Below are 12681 nucleotides of genomic sequence, written 5' to 3' on the forward strand. Positions count from 1 at the left end.
TGACAGCAAGAAAGTCACACGTATAGGGCCCGGCTTTAAATGGCGGTGCGGGGCCTGGCAGACGGTGTCTCCTGCTGCCGACGACGGACCTTCGTGGCGTTGGCAGATGTCGCCTTCGGCACTTGCCCGTGTCCGGCGAGGTCGTCGAGGATGGGGCAGTCGGGACGCTCGTCGCCACGACAACAACGCACGAGATGCTGCAGCGCAGACTTCATGGCGAGGATTTCCTCGGCCTTCTGCTCCAGCTCCTTGATGTGCGTCTCGGCCAGCGCCTTGACCTCGCGGCTCGGGCGTGTGCGGTCCTGCCACAGGCTCACCAACTCGCCAATCTCCGACAGCGCGAAGCCAAGCTCTCGAGAGCGTCGGATGAACTGCAGGGTGTGCACGTCCGGCAGTTCGTACTGTCGGTACCCCGACTCCGTGCGCTGCGCTTCGGGCAGCAGGCCCAGCTCTTCGTAGTGCCGAATCATCTTGGCAGACACGCCGGACGCGCTCGCCGCTTGGCCGATATTCATCATGGGACACGTCCTTCGACGGAACTGATACCAGAACATCCTAGACCTTGCCACGGTGGCAAGGTCAAGAAGAAACCACTTCCATTGCGTAGTGCGACGAATGCGCTTGACCCTCCCATGGTGGGAAGGTCGAAAGTAGCCTCACTGCAACTCATTGGAGAGAGCTACATGGTCACCTTCGAAGTCAACGACATGACCTGCGGCCACTGCGCCGGCGCCATCATCAAGGCGATTGCGTTTGCCGACCCACTCGCCAAGGTGCAGGTGGATTTGGCGTCGCACCGCGTGCAGGTCGAGGCAGCCGCGGCGACTGCGGAAGTCCTGCGCGATGCCATCAAGGTGGCTGGATACACGCCGGTTGCAGTTGCCGGCGATGAGGCCCAGTCGACGCCCGCAGCGCCGCGCAGGGGATGTTGCTGCGGCAGCAGCAGCAATGGGTGCGGCGCCGGCGCCCGTTCAGTCGCCAAGCAGGTCGCGTAGCCACCCGAAGAACGAGCCCGCGAGAAAGCCCCAAACGCTCATGACGACCAGCGCTTCGAGGAAGCCTGGCCAGGAGAACGGCGCGGGTCGGACGAGCGCGCTGAAGTCCATGCCGTGGAACAGGCCGTTCATGAAGTTCAGAAATGCGCCAGGCGCTGCGAGCCAGACCAGGGCGCACAGCGTATAGAAAACGGCGACCGTCGCGGCCAGCGCCAGCCCGGTACGTAGCGCCGCGGGAAAGGTGGCCGTGTGCTGACTTGAAAGCGTGGTGGTGCCCATGGCGTCCTCCTTTCGAAGATTCAAATCTAGGCGCGAGGCGGTCGGCTGCGTTGACCTACATCAAGGCGTTCGTCGACTTGCGGTGTGAAGCTTGTTTGAAACTCAGGAGTTCTCCATGCGTCCCATCCTCGCTCTCGCTCTCACTGCCGCCCTTTCAACGGGCGTGCTGGCCCAATCCGACAAGGAGCACGCAGCTCATCACCCTGAAGGCGCCTCGGCACCAGGTGCTCCCGCAGCGCCGGGCGCGGGTGGAGCGACGCCTGCGCAAATGGACATGCAGATGAAGTCGATGCAGCAGATGCACGAAAAGATGATGGCCGCAAAGACGCCCGAGGAGCGCCAGGCGCTGATGTCGGAGCACATGAAATCCATGCACGGCGGCATGGCGATGATGGGTGAGATGAAAGCGCCCAGTGATAAAGGCGCGAAGCCCATGACTCCCGAGATGATGAGCAAGCGCATGGACATGATGGAAATGATGATGCAGATGATGATGGACCGCGAGGCCATGAAGGCGCCGTCACCCAAGTAGCGCTGCGTCTGGCTGGAGCATCGACATGGACATGACCGACCACGAACCCCCGCCGTTCTGGCGTTCGCGTGGGGGAGTTGCGCTTCTCATCGTCGCGGCGGTTGGCGGCTTTCTTCTGTTCACCGAGCATCGCGCGCACGTGCTGGGTTTGTTGCCGTTCGCCTTCGTGCTGGCGTGCCCCTTGATGCACGTGTTCATGCACCATGGTCACCACCACGGTGGTCACCGCCACAGTGAGCGAGGCAACGATGAACTCCGCTGACAACGCCTATGGCCTTTGGGGGCTGGTGGTCGTGAACTCGGTCATTTTCGTCGGGTTCGCGTACAGCTTCTTCAAGCCGACCACCCTTCGCGACTGGCGCAGCTTCGGCGCGTACTCGGCCTTCATCGTGGCGCTGTTCGCCGAGATGTACGGCTTCCCGCTGACCATCTACCTGCTGTCGGGATGGCTGGGCACGAAGTTCCCGGGCGTCAACCTGTTCGGTCACGACGCCGGGCACCTGTGGTGGCTGCTGACTGGGCAGCACGGCAACCCGCACTTCGATGTCCTGCACATCCTGAGCATCGTCGCGCTCTTCGCCGGCTTCATGCTCCTGTCGAAGGCGTGGCATGTGCTGTACCACGCGCAACGACGGAAGGCGCTCGCGACGTCAGGGCCCTACCGGTTGGTGCGCCATCCTCAGTACATCGGCTTCGTCCTCATCATGTTCGGCTTCCTTCTGCAGTGGCCGACGCTGCTGACGCTGGCAATGTTCCCGGTGTTGGTCGTCATGTACGTGCGTCTGGCGATATCGGAAGAGAACGACTCGGAGGCCGCGTTCGGCGACGCCTGGCGCGCCTACGCCGCGGTGACGCCGCGTTTCTGGCCGCGGCTCGGGAACCGCCCACCCAGCGGCCAGACACCCGCCAAGTCCCACTGAATCCAACCTCTTTGCATCCGAAGGAACCACCACCATGTCTACTGCACGCAATCTCGTCGCTTCCCTTGCGTTCATCGCGTTCGCCGGCTCTGCGCTCGCCCAACAAGCGCCCGATGCGGCGGCTTCGGGCCCCATGTCCGGAGGCATGATGGACAAAGGTTGCGCAAAGGCCGTCGCAAAGCACGACCACGGCGCCGAACGCGGTGCACCGAAGGCAACGGCGCCCTGCGCAACCGCTTCTAAGGCCTCCGGCGCGAAGGCCAAAGCCAAGCACGACCACGCCAAGTTCCACAAGAATCAGGGCTAGGTCGCCTCGCGACGATGGGAGTCCTTCGTACCTCGCCGGGAGCCATCAAGAGTGCCGAGCTGGCCTCCAGCTTGGGGGCGATGGTTCTTGGCGCTGGCCTCGCGTTGGTCGCCCCGGCAGCTTTTCGCACCTATGCCGTTCCCCTTCTCGCCCTGGGTCTACTGGTCCACGGCATCGGCATGACCCTGAAGTTCCGGCTTGAAGGTCGCGAAAGCCCACCCCTTTGGTGGGAGCGCATCCTGTTCTGGCTATGCTGGGTCAGTTTGGCGGCACTCGCCCTCTGGATTGCAGTCGGTTTCGTCTCTCGATAGTGCGGCGCTTGACCTTCCGACGAGGGGAAGGTCCACACTGCGAACAACACCGGAGAGCGCCATGCAAGCCCATACGTCCCATACGTCCCAGACCACTGACCATGCTCATCACGGCACCCATGTGATGCCGGACGGCACGGTGATGGAAAACGCTCATCACGACCACAGCGGCCACGCACACGCGCCAGCTGCGACCAAACCAGCGCCGAAAGGTGACCAGAGTCAGGTCGAATACACCTGCCCGATGCACCCGCAGGTGCGCCAGATGGGACCGGGCAACTGCCCCATCTGCGGCATGGCGCTGGAGCCGGTGCTCGCCACCGCCGACCAGGGCGACAGCCCAGAGCTGCGCGACATGACCAAGCGCTTCTGGATTGGAACCGCCCTCACCGTCCCGGTCTTCGCGTTGGAGATGGGCGGGCACCTCTTCAACATCCACCACCTCATCGCCCAGCAGGCCTCGAATTGGGTGCAACTTCTGTTGGGGACGCCGGTCGTGCTGTGGGCAGGTTGGCCATTTTTCGTGCGCGCCGTGGCGTCGGTCAAGAATCGCAGCCTGAACATGTTCTCGCTGATTGCGCTCGGCACGGGTGCCGCCTGGCTCTACAGCATCGTCGGCACCGTGGCGCCGCAGTGGTTCCCCCCGAACCTGCGCTTGGCCGATGGCGCGGTTGCCATCTACTTCGAGGCCGCCGCGGTCATCACCGTCTTGGTGTTGTTGGGCCAGGTGCTCGAACTTCGAGCGCGCGAAAAGACGTCCGGAGCCATCAAGGCATTGCTCGGACTGGCACCGAAGACCGCAGTGAAGGTGAAGACCGACGGAACGGACGAGACCGTTCAGGTCGATGCCATCCAGGTCAACGACCTCCTGCGCGTCCGCCCCGGCGAGAAGGTTCCGGTCGACGGTGAACTCACTGAAGGCAAGGGCAATGTCGACGAGTCGATGGTCACCGGGGAACCCATCCCCGTGTCGAAAGCGGTCGGCTCCAAGGTGACCGCGGGCACCTTGAACCAGACCGGCGGCTTCGTGATGCGTGCGGAGAAGGTCGGCGCGGATACGCTGCTCTCGCAAATTGTCCACATGGTGGCTGCGGCGCAGCGCAGTCGCGCGCCCATCCAGAGGATGGCCGACCAGGTGGCCGGCTGGTTCGTGCCGGTCGTCATTCTGATTGCGGTCCTCACGTTCGCCGCGTGGCTGGTGTGGGGCCCGTCGCCGGCGTTCAGCTATGCGCTCATCACGGCGGTGGCGGTTCTCATCATCGCGTGCCCGTGCGCGCTCGGGCTGGCCACGCCGATGTCCATCATGGTGGGCGTCGGCAAGGGCGCGCAGCACGGCGTGCTCATCCGCGACGCCGAGGCGCTCGAGCGCATGGAGAAGGTTGACACGCTGGTGCTCGACAAGACCGGCACACTGACGGAGGGCCGACCGAAGGTCGTGCAAATCGAGCCGGCCGAGGGTTTCACGAAGGACGACGTCCTGCAAAAGCTTGCGAGCGTCGAACGCGCCAGCGAGCACCCCCTGGCGCTGGCCATCGTCAACGCCGCCCAGGAGGGCAAGCTGAACCTTTCGGCAGTTACGGACTTCGATTCTCCTGTCGGCAAAGGCGTGGTCGGCATCGTCGACGGCCGGCGAGTCGTCTCCGGCAGCGCGAAGTTCTTGGCCGAAAGTGGTATCGACTGTGCGCCCCTGAACGCGGCAGCGGAGAAGCAACGCGCCAAAGCAGCCACCGTCATCTTTGTCGGCGTCGACGGCAAGCTAGCGGGCTTCGTCGCCATCGCAGACCCCATCAAGGCGACGACGCCTCAAGCGCTTCAAGCCTTGAAGGCGGCGGGTATCCGCATCGTGATGCTGACGGGCGACGGCAAGACGACCGCCGAGGCAGTGGGCAAGCAGCTCGGCATCGACGAGGTGGTTGCCGAGGTATTTCCCGAGGACAAGGTCGCAGTCGTCCAGCGGTTGATGAAGGAAGGACGGGTCGTCGCCATGGGCGGTGACGGCGTCAACGACTCGCCGGCTCTTGCAGCCGCCACGGTCGGCATCGCGATGGGCACTGGCACCGACGTGGCGATGGAAAGTGCGGGCATCACGCTGCTCAAAGGCGACCTGATGGGCATCGTCCGAGCGCGAACCCTGTCGCAGGCCACCATGCGCAATATCCGGCAGAACCTCGCCCTCAGTTTTGTCTATAACGTGGCGGGTGTGCCCCTTGCCGCGGGCGTTCTCTACCCGCTCTTCGGGCTTCTGTTGTCGCCAATCGTCGCTGCCGCGGCAATGGCGTTGTCGTCTGTCAGCGTGATTGGAAACGCGCTTCGGCTTCGAGCCTTAAAGCTGGAGTAGGTGCAGCGAATCCGGCTGGACTGGTTCAACAAGCGAGCAAATCATGAGCGACCTTCCCCAACCCGAATCCGACGACCCCCGCGAGCAAGACCATGGTGAGCTCTTTCGTCCGAGCGCCCGGCAGTTGCCGACGGCACCGATGAAAAATAACGAACGCAAGGTGGTGTACGGCGTGATGGCAGCAGCGGTTGCCATTGCGGTCGCATTGATAGCCATCGGACGGTGAGTTCGCGCGCATCTCGATAAGACGCCTGCGCAGTCTGCCTTAGACGATTTTGGGGGTGACTTCGCTCAGGTGATGTGCCCGCTCAATCAGATGCGCCATTTGGTTGGCTGCGTGGAGCGTCGACCGATGTTGCGTGAATCCTGGTCTTGGCGAAATGTAGTCGGCCAGTTCCCTCGCTTGGCCGCGCGTCGCCTGGGGCGCGTTGGCTAGAAGCGCGATAACCAGGTTCTCCAGCGCAATGACTCGAATCTGCAGCTGGACTACCTCGGCGTCGGTAAGTGGGAGTGGCGTGCTCAGCGCCTTGTCGGGCGGCTTGCCCTGCGTCAAGCCTGGGCCACCACCGCCTGCGTTGCTGCCGGGGAACGTGTCAACCGGTGGCTGTCGTGGCTCGGTGCGATTCGCACTTTCATCGTCTTCCATGGTCTCCTACCTCCCTTGAACGGAGCCGAACGCATACCGCGCTTCAACCTCGCCTAATACGTTAGCTGCTACTCATTTCAGCCTCAAAGTGGTCAGCCTACTCGTAAGCGCCAGGGGCTCACCTACCGACTCCACCAACGCCACCCGGCATACCCAAGCAGCAGCCACAGTGCAACGATGACAGCTGCACCGACGTAGCTCCTGGGGCGTTTGCCTTGTTCGGTCATCCATTGGTCAGCCTGGACTCTGCTTTCGCCGACCACGCTATCAGGGAGCAGTTGAAGGGCTAGCCAGATGAGTCCCGGCAGAAGCAACGCGTCGTCCACATACCCCAGAACGGGGATGAAGTCTGGAATGAGGTCGATGGGGCTCAGCGCATACGCCACCACGAACATGCAAAGCGCCTTCACAGGCCAACGCGTGTCGGGATGCCGGTAGGCGAACCACAGCGTGACCGCGTCGCGCTTGATGCGTTTGGCCCATACGCGAACCGTTGACAGGAACGACATCCGTCAACTCGAATGAACCGAGCGAAGGTGCGTCGACGGCTTGCGGGATGGCGACCCCCTCGAACCGTCCGACAGCCCAGCCAAGATGCCACACTGGTCCGCAGTGTGCGCCGCGGGACATTGCTGCCGAAGCTCCTTCAGCTGCTTCTCCAGCGTTCGCAGTTCCTTGATGCGTCGGCTGACGTGCCCGATGTGCTCATCCAGCAACGTGTTCACGTCCCCGCAATCATCGCTCGGAGCGTCCCTGAATCGCAGGAGAACTCTCACTTCGTCGAGTGACATGTCGAGCCCGCGACAGTGCCGGATGAACTGCAGACGGTCGAGGTGCACAGCCTCGTAGACCCGAAAGTTGCCCGAGGTGCGGGCAGGCGCAGGCAGCAACCCTTCCCGCTCGTAGTAGCGGATGGTCTCGACTGGGGTCGACGACACGACAGCAAGCTCGCCAATTTTCATCGAATGTCCTTGGTCACAGAAGGCTAAGTCTAGGCCCTTGACTCTGGAGTAGCTACAGGTTGCTTAATGTCCTCACACAAGAACAGATACCCATGACAAGCATCCAGAACGTTTCTGCCGAACATGAGCACGACGACCATGACCACGGTCATGAAAACCCGCATCCGGAGGCAGCCTCCAAGGCGCCCGTGGATAGCTGCTGCGGGTCGGCATGCAGCGTTGCAGCGCCAGTGACGCAGCCAGCGGCCACCATTCCTTCCTCCGGTGACGCACTGCAACTCCGCGTCCCGTCGATGGACTGCCCGACGGAAGAAGGCCAAATTCGCGCCGCGCTCGAAAGCATCGCGACCATCCGCCGCCTGAGCTTCGACCTGCCCGGCCGAACGCTCGCGGTCGATGCGCCGCCTACGGACTGGCCGGAAATCGTGGGCGCCATCAACGCCGCTGGATTCAAAACGGAGACCCTTTCGGCGCCGATTGCGCCCGAACACACCGCGCGTGCCCAGCATACCGAGCAGCTTCGCTTGGTCGGCGCGCTGGTGGTTGCGGTCGCGGCCGAGCTCATCAACTTCCTTGCCCCTGAGACCACTGTCTGGAAGGCCGTCGGCATGGGCGTCGCCGCAGCAGCGATTGCGCTCGCCGGCACGTCAGTGTTTCGCAAGGGTATGTCGTCGCTGTTTCGGGGTCAGCTCAACATCAACGCCCTGATGTCGGTCGCGGTCGCCGGGGCTTTTGTCATCGGCCAATGGCCGGAAGCCGCGATGGTGATGGCGCTGTATTCCTTGGCGGAACTCATCGAGGCCCGCGCCGTCGACCGCGCGCGCAACGCCATCGGCGGCCTGCTCGCGCTGTCGCCGCAGGAGGCGGCGGTACTGCAGGCGGACGGCAGCTGGACAACTGTCCCTGCCAAGAGCGTGGAAGTCGGCGCCATTGTTCGCGTGCGCCCCGGTGAGCGCTTGGCGCTGGACGGACGGGTGAAGACAGGACAAGGCGCGATTGACCAGTCGCCCGTGACGGGCGAGAGCGTTCCCGTCGACAAAGGTCCCGGCGACGAGGTCTTCGCGGGCACCATCAACCAGAACGGTTCGCTGGAGTTCGAGGTCACCGCGCCGGCCAGTGACACCGTGCTCGCCCGCATCATCCACGCGGTCGAGGAAGCCCAAGGCAAACGTGCTCCGACCCAGCGCTTGGTCGACCGCTTCGCCGCCGTCTACACACCGGCAGTCTTCGTGCTCGCGCTGGCCGTCGCGGTCGGTGCGCCGCTGCTCTTCGGCTGGGCGTGGATGGCCGCCATCTACAAGGCGCTGGTCCTGCTGGTCATCGCGTGCCCGTGTGCGCTCGTGATTTCGACGCCAGTCACCGTTGTCAGTGGTCTGGCTGCGGCCGCGCGGCGAGGCATCCTCATCAAGGGCGGCGTTTACCTTGAAGAAGCGCGAAAGCTCAAGACCATTGCGATGGACAAGACCGGGACCATCACTGAAGGCAAACCCAAGCTGGTGGCCCAGGTTGTGTTGACCGACGCTGTGCCCGCAGACAGGGTGCTGCGCATCGCGCACAGTCTTGCGGCGCGCTCTGACCATCCGGTGTCCAAGGCCATCGCGACAGGCCTTGATGGGGAGCCCTTGGTGGTCGAGCGCTTCGCTGCCGAGCTCGGACGCGGGGTCCAAGGCTCCATCGACGGGCACGACTACGTTCTGGGAAACCACCGCTGGATTGAAGACCGCAAGCAGTGCTCCGCTGAGCTCGAAGCGCGGATGCAGGAGCACGAAGTGCTGGGTCGCACGGTCACGGTTCTGGCCAACTCGCAAGGGGTGTTTGCATTGTTCGCCGTGGCAGATACTGCCAAGGCCTCGTCGAAGGAGGCGGTCGCTGAGCTACTTCGAATGGGCGTCGCCTCGGTGATGCTGACCGGCGACAACCAAGCGACGGCCAAGGCGATTGCGGACCAGGTCGGCATCACCGACGTTCGCGCCAACCTGCTGCCGCAAGGCAAGGTCGAAGCCATCAAAGCACTGGCAGCGTCAGGCCAAGCAGTGGGCATGGTCGGTGACGGTCTGAACGACGCCCCTGCACTCTCGACAGCCAACGTGTCCATCGCGATGGGCGCCGCTGGCACGGACACGGCGATGGAGGCAGCAGACGTCCTCATCATGAACGATGACCTGCGCCGCGTGCCCGAGACGATTCGACTCTCGAAACGCGTTTATGCCGTCCTCTGGCAGAACATCGCGCTGGCGCTCGGCATCAAAGCCGTGTTCCTCACGCTCGCCATCTTCGGAAACGCCACGATGTGGATGGCCGTGTTTGCCGACATGGGCGCGAGCTTGCTCGTGGTCTTCAACGGCCTGCGGCTCCTGCGCAAAGTAGCCTGAAGCGCCGCCGTCCCCAGAGACCCTCGCGTAAACCCGCGCCTATACTGGCAGCCAATGCTACGGACCTTCCTCATCTTCGTTGCTTTGCTGTTGCCGCTCCAGTTCGCCTGGTCGGCGGCTTCAGCGTATTGCCAGCACGAAACCTCCGAACAGCAAAGCAAGCACTTCGGCCACCACTTCCACGCCCACAAGGGCGAGGTGAAAAAGGCGTCCGACAGCAAGCTGATGGCCGACTCCGACTGCGCGTCATGCCACGCGAGTGCGTCAGCCGCATTTCTGACCCAGCTCGACGGGTGCGACTTCGGAGCCACATCGCTTTCCGCTGAGGTCGTCCCCTCCCCACCTTTCACATCGGCGCTCGCCCGAGCGCCCGACCGCCCTCAGTGGCTTCGTCTCGTCTGAACGGCGAGACGCTCACACAACTCCAACTGTCCTGACGTTTCGCCGAATCCCTGGTTTCAACCTTGTGAGATTCGATGCGAAAACACGTTCTGCCGCTCGGGCTGGCGGCGATATTGCTCAGCCCCTTTTGCTTCTCTCCGGCGCAGGCACAGCCCGCGTCGGTCCTTACCCTTGAACAGGCCCAGGCGCTCGCAGCCTCCAAGAGCTTCGCCATTACCGCGGCACAGCGCGAGGTCGATGCCAATGACGGCGCCGTGCGCCAGGCAAGCGCCTGGCGAAACCCCGAGCTGAGCGCTTCGGTCGAGGACACCCAACGAGCGACCCGCACGACCACCGCGACGGTGGACTTCCCGATTGAGCTCGGCGGAAAGCGTGCCGCTCGCGTCGGCGCGGCCGGCCGGGCGCGCGAACTGGCGCAGGCGGAACTCGGCAACGTCCGGGCTGGCCTGCGGGCTGATGTGGTTCGCGCCTTCTTTGGCGTGCTGGTCGCGCAGGAACGGGTCGCCCTGACGGCGAATTCCGCTGACCTGGCGGCTCGCGGCGCTGACGCCATCGGTAAGCGGGTGGCCGCCGGCAAGGTCTCGCCGGTGGACGAAACCCGTGCTCGGGTCGACCAGGCGAACGCACAGCTCGAAGCGGCCGAGGCGGTGGCCGAGCTGCAAAACGCCAGGCAGACGCTTGCCGCGCTCTGGGGCGACCCCGAGCCGCTGTTCAGCACTGTGCAAGGCGACATCGAACTGATGCCGTTTCGAGCACCTGCCTCCGAACTCGTCAGGGAACTCGACGCTTCGCCTGGGTTGCTGACGAGTCGTATCGAAGTCGACCGGCGCCGGGCGCTTGTCGATATCGAACGCAGCAAGGGCGTCCCGGACCTCACCGTGAGTGTCGGCGCCAAGCGCGACAACGAGCTCGGCCGTACCCAGTCCATCGTCGGCATCTCCATCCCGTTGCCGTTCTTCGACCGGAACCAAGGCGCGACCTACGAGGCTCTGAAGCGAGCCGAGAAGGCCAGCGACGAGTACCAGGCCGCGCGCATCCGCCTATTGACGGAACTGCAGCAGGCATCGAACCAGCTGGGGGTCGCCAGCGCTTCAGCCCGCACGCTGAAGTCGACTGTCTTGCCCGCGGCGCAGCAGGCGTACGACGCCGCCACCAAAGGCTTCGCGGCCGGCAAGTTCGGCTTTCTCGACGTCATCGACGCTCAGCGCTCCTTGCTTCAGGCACGCGCGCGCTACCTGACCGCGTTGTCGACCTCCAACCAGGCCGCCACGGCCATCGACCGCTTGCTCGGTCGGTAATCGAACACATCAAACATCATGGCAATCAGCAACAAACAACGCATCGCGATGGCGGTCATCGTGCTCGTCGGCGTCTTAGGCGGCGGGGCCGTCCTCATGTCCGAGCGCGCGAAGACCGGCGGTGATGAAGCCGGGCACTCCGAAGCCGGCCACAGCGACAAGGAAGAGCACGCTGCCGACGGCAAAGCTGCCCACAAAGAGGGCGAGAAGGATGAACACGGGCACGAGGCCAAAGCCGAACCGAAGGGCGGCCACAAAGAGGGCGAGAAGGAAGAACATGAGGAACGTCAGGTCAAACTGACGGAGGAGCAACTCAAGGCCTCGGCCATCACGGTGCAAGACGCAGGTCCGGCGAAGCTCCAAGCAGCTGTCCAATTCCAAGGCGAAATCCGCTTCAACGAAGACCGGACCACTCACGTCGTTCCCCGACTGGCTGGCGTTGCCGAGTCCGTGAACGCCAATCTCGGGCAGCTGGTCCAAAAGGGACAGGTGTTGGCGGTTGTCGCGAGCACATCCTTGTCGGAGCAGCGCAGCGAACTCCTGACTGCGCAGAAGCGGCGGGACCTCGCGAAATCGACCTACGAGCGCGAGAAGAAGCTCTGGGAAGACAAGATTTCCGCGCAGCAGGACTACCAGCAGGCGCAGAGCGCTCTGCAGGAAGCGGAAATTGCCGTCCGGAACGCTTCACAGAAGCTGGCGGCTATTGGCGCGCCGAGTTCGTCCACGGGCCTCAATCGCTTCGAAATCCGGGCACCGTTCGCAGGCACTGTCGTCGAGAAGCATCTGAGCCTGGGCGAAGCCGTTAAGGAAGACGCGAGCATCTTCACGGTCTCTGACCTGTCAAGCGTTTGGGCAGAGTTCGCGGTGTCTCCGAAGGACCTGGCCGCCGTGCGCGTGGGTCAACGGGTCATCGTTTCATCGACGGCCTTCGACAGCAAAGCCGAGGGGACCATTTCGTACGTCGGCGCGCTGCTCGGCGAGCAAACTCGCACGGCACGTGCCCGCGTGACTCTGACCAACCCCAAGGGTGCGTGGCGGCCAGGTCTCTTTGTGACGGTCGCAGTTCTCGGCGAGGACCAGGACGTTCCCCTAACCGTCAGCGCGGACGCTATCCAGACCATTGACGAGCAGCCAATGCTCTTCATGGCCGCTCCGGGGGGGTTCGTTGCTAGGCCTGTAAAGGTCGGCCGGTCGGACGGTCGTGCGGTTGAAATCCTCGGCGGCATGAAACCGGGCGACAAGTACGCTGCCACCAACACGTTCGTCCTGAAGTCGGAGCTCGGCAAAGCCAGCGCCGAGCACGGTCACTGAGCAGGGAC

At 63.8% G+C, this 12681-nt stretch carries 16 protein-coding genes; 11 read left to right on the forward strand and 5 right to left on the reverse strand.

Annotated features, from left to right (window positions below; all coding sequences use genetic code 11):
* Positions 1-35 precede the first annotated feature (35 nt).
* Positions 36-515 (reverse strand): Cu(I)-responsive transcriptional regulator, encoded by a 480-nt coding sequence (gene cueR, locus ACWH49_RS24035; protein WP_448174390.1) that lies wholly within the window; start codon positions 513-515, stop codon positions 36-38.
* Positions 516-683: 168 nt separating this feature from the next.
* Between cueR and ACWH49_RS24040 the strand changes: the two genes are divergently transcribed.
* Positions 684-995, forward strand: coding sequence for a heavy-metal-associated domain-containing protein (locus ACWH49_RS24040; RefSeq protein ID WP_448173728.1), 312 nt, complete (start codon positions 684-686; stop codon positions 993-995).
* On the opposite strand, the gene ACWH49_RS24045 is transcribed toward ACWH49_RS24040, so the two are convergent.
* Complete coding sequence (locus ACWH49_RS24045) at positions 972-1274, reverse strand: DUF5676 family membrane protein (RefSeq protein WP_448173729.1); 303 nt, start codon at positions 1272-1274, stop codon at positions 972-974. The genes ACWH49_RS24040 and ACWH49_RS24045 overlap by 24 nt on opposite strands.
* A 115-nt stretch (positions 1275-1389) precedes the next feature.
* Between ACWH49_RS24045 and ACWH49_RS24050 the strand changes: the two genes are divergently transcribed.
* The 6 genes from ACWH49_RS24050 to ACWH49_RS24075 all read left to right on the forward strand — a co-directional run bounded on the left by ACWH49_RS24050 (position 1390) and on the right by ACWH49_RS24075 (position 5908).
* A complete protein-coding gene (locus tag ACWH49_RS24050) occupies positions 1390-1806 on the forward strand; it encodes a hypothetical protein (protein WP_448173730.1) in 417 nt (138 codons plus the stop codon).
* 25 nt (positions 1807-1831) lie between these two features.
* Positions 1832-2068: a DUF2933 domain-containing protein gene (locus ACWH49_RS24055; RefSeq protein WP_448173731.1), complete on the forward strand. Its 237-nt coding sequence runs from the start codon at positions 1832-1834 to the stop codon at positions 2066-2068.
* A complete protein-coding gene (locus ACWH49_RS24060) occupies positions 2055-2726 on the forward strand; it encodes a methyltransferase family protein (protein WP_448173732.1) in 672 nt (223 codons plus the stop codon). Before ACWH49_RS24055 ends, ACWH49_RS24060 begins: the two co-directional genes overlap by 14 nt.
* A gap of 34 nt (positions 2727-2760) precedes the next feature.
* Entirely contained in the window at positions 2761-3033 is a 273-nt protein-coding gene (locus ACWH49_RS24065; protein ID WP_448173733.1) for a hypothetical protein, read from the forward strand.
* 372 nt (positions 3034-3405) lie between these two features.
* The gene (locus tag ACWH49_RS24070) at positions 3406-5682 is read left to right on the forward strand and encodes a copper-transporting P-type ATPase (protein ID WP_448173734.1); all 2277 of its coding nucleotides are present in this window, start codon (positions 3406-3408) and stop codon (positions 5680-5682) included.
* Between the two features lie 43 nt (positions 5683-5725).
* Positions 5726-5908 (forward strand): hypothetical protein, encoded by a 183-nt coding sequence (locus tag ACWH49_RS24075; protein WP_448173735.1) that lies wholly within the window; start codon positions 5726-5728, stop codon positions 5906-5908.
* 39 nt (positions 5909-5947) lie between these two features.
* Here ACWH49_RS24075 and ACWH49_RS24080 read toward each other — a convergent pair whose 3' ends face one another.
* The 3 genes from ACWH49_RS24080 to cadR all read right to left on the reverse strand — a co-directional run bounded on the left by ACWH49_RS24080 (position 5948) and on the right by cadR (position 7290).
* Positions 5948-6328, reverse strand: coding sequence for a hypothetical protein (locus tag ACWH49_RS24080; RefSeq protein ID WP_448173736.1), 381 nt, complete (start codon positions 6326-6328; stop codon positions 5948-5950).
* A 122-nt stretch (positions 6329-6450) separates the two neighbouring features.
* Positions 6451-6837 (reverse strand): YkvA family protein, encoded by a 387-nt coding sequence (locus tag ACWH49_RS24085; protein WP_448173737.1) that lies wholly within the window; start codon positions 6835-6837, stop codon positions 6451-6453.
* A 3-nt stretch (positions 6838-6840) separates the two neighbouring features.
* On the reverse strand, positions 6841-7290 hold the full coding sequence (gene cadR / locus ACWH49_RS24090) for a Cd(II)/Pb(II)-responsive transcriptional regulator (protein ID WP_448173738.1): 450 nt from the start codon (positions 7288-7290) through the stop codon (positions 6841-6843).
* A gap of 92 nt (positions 7291-7382) precedes the next feature.
* On the opposite strand from cadR, the gene ACWH49_RS24095 reads away from it, so the two are divergent.
* The 4 genes from ACWH49_RS24095 to ACWH49_RS24110 all read left to right on the forward strand — a co-directional run bounded on the left by ACWH49_RS24095 (position 7383) and on the right by ACWH49_RS24110 (position 12673).
* Positions 7383-9662 (forward strand): heavy metal translocating P-type ATPase, encoded by a 2280-nt coding sequence (locus tag ACWH49_RS24095; RefSeq protein WP_448173739.1) that lies wholly within the window; start codon positions 7383-7385, stop codon positions 9660-9662.
* Positions 9663-9716: 54 nt separating this feature from the next.
* Positions 9717-10064, forward strand: coding sequence for a cation efflux protein, CzcI family (gene czcI, locus ACWH49_RS24100; protein ID WP_448173740.1), 348 nt, complete (start codon positions 9717-9719; stop codon positions 10062-10064).
* Between the two features lie 74 nt (positions 10065-10138).
* Positions 10139-11362: a TolC family protein gene (locus tag ACWH49_RS24105; RefSeq protein ID WP_448173741.1), complete on the forward strand. Its 1224-nt coding sequence runs from the start codon at positions 10139-10141 to the stop codon at positions 11360-11362.
* A gap of 18 nt (positions 11363-11380) precedes the next feature.
* Complete coding sequence (locus tag ACWH49_RS24110; protein ID WP_448173742.1) at positions 11381-12673, forward strand: efflux RND transporter periplasmic adaptor subunit; 1293 nt, start codon at positions 11381-11383, stop codon at positions 12671-12673.
* The last annotated feature ends 8 nt before the right edge of the window (positions 12674-12681 follow it).

The organism is Rhizobacter fulvus (assembly GCF_964020785.1).

Bases quoted from the DNA above. Each gene is read 5' to 3' on its own strand.
- cueR (WP_448174390.1), bottom strand. From the start codon at position 515: ATGAATATCGGCCAAGCGGCGAGCGCGTCCGGCGTGTCTGCCAAGATG.
- ACWH49_RS24040 (WP_448173728.1), top strand. From the start codon at position 684: ATGGTCACCTTCGAAGTCAACGACATGACCTGCGGCCACTGCGCCGGC.
- ACWH49_RS24045 (WP_448173729.1), bottom strand. From the start codon at position 1,274: ATGGGCACCACCACGCTTTCAAGTCAGCACACGGCCACCTTTCCCGCG.
- ACWH49_RS24050 (WP_448173730.1), top strand. From the start codon at position 1,390: ATGCGTCCCATCCTCGCTCTCGCTCTCACTGCCGCCCTTTCAACGGGC.
- ACWH49_RS24055 (WP_448173731.1), top strand. From the start codon at position 1,832: ATGGACATGACCGACCACGAACCCCCGCCGTTCTGGCGTTCGCGTGGG.
- ACWH49_RS24060 (WP_448173732.1), top strand. From the start codon at position 2,055: ATGAACTCCGCTGACAACGCCTATGGCCTTTGGGGGCTGGTGGTCGTG.
- ACWH49_RS24065 (WP_448173733.1), top strand. From the start codon at position 2,761: ATGTCTACTGCACGCAATCTCGTCGCTTCCCTTGCGTTCATCGCGTTC.
- ACWH49_RS24070 (WP_448173734.1), top strand. From the start codon at position 3,406: ATGCAAGCCCATACGTCCCATACGTCCCAGACCACTGACCATGCTCAT.
- ACWH49_RS24075 (WP_448173735.1), top strand. From the start codon at position 5,726: ATGAGCGACCTTCCCCAACCCGAATCCGACGACCCCCGCGAGCAAGAC.
- ACWH49_RS24080 (WP_448173736.1), bottom strand. From the start codon at position 6,328: ATGGAAGACGATGAAAGTGCGAATCGCACCGAGCCACGACAGCCACCG.
- ACWH49_RS24085 (WP_448173737.1), bottom strand. From the start codon at position 6,837: ATGTCGTTCCTGTCAACGGTTCGCGTATGGGCCAAACGCATCAAGCGC.
- cadR (WP_448173738.1), bottom strand. From the start codon at position 7,290: ATGAAAATTGGCGAGCTTGCTGTCGTGTCGTCGACCCCAGTCGAGACC.
- ACWH49_RS24095 (WP_448173739.1), top strand. From the start codon at position 7,383: ATGACAAGCATCCAGAACGTTTCTGCCGAACATGAGCACGACGACCAT.
- czcI (WP_448173740.1), top strand. From the start codon at position 9,717: ATGCTACGGACCTTCCTCATCTTCGTTGCTTTGCTGTTGCCGCTCCAG.
- ACWH49_RS24105 (WP_448173741.1), top strand. From the start codon at position 10,139: ATGCGAAAACACGTTCTGCCGCTCGGGCTGGCGGCGATATTGCTCAGC.
- ACWH49_RS24110 (WP_448173742.1), top strand. From the start codon at position 11,381: ATGGCAATCAGCAACAAACAACGCATCGCGATGGCGGTCATCGTGCTC.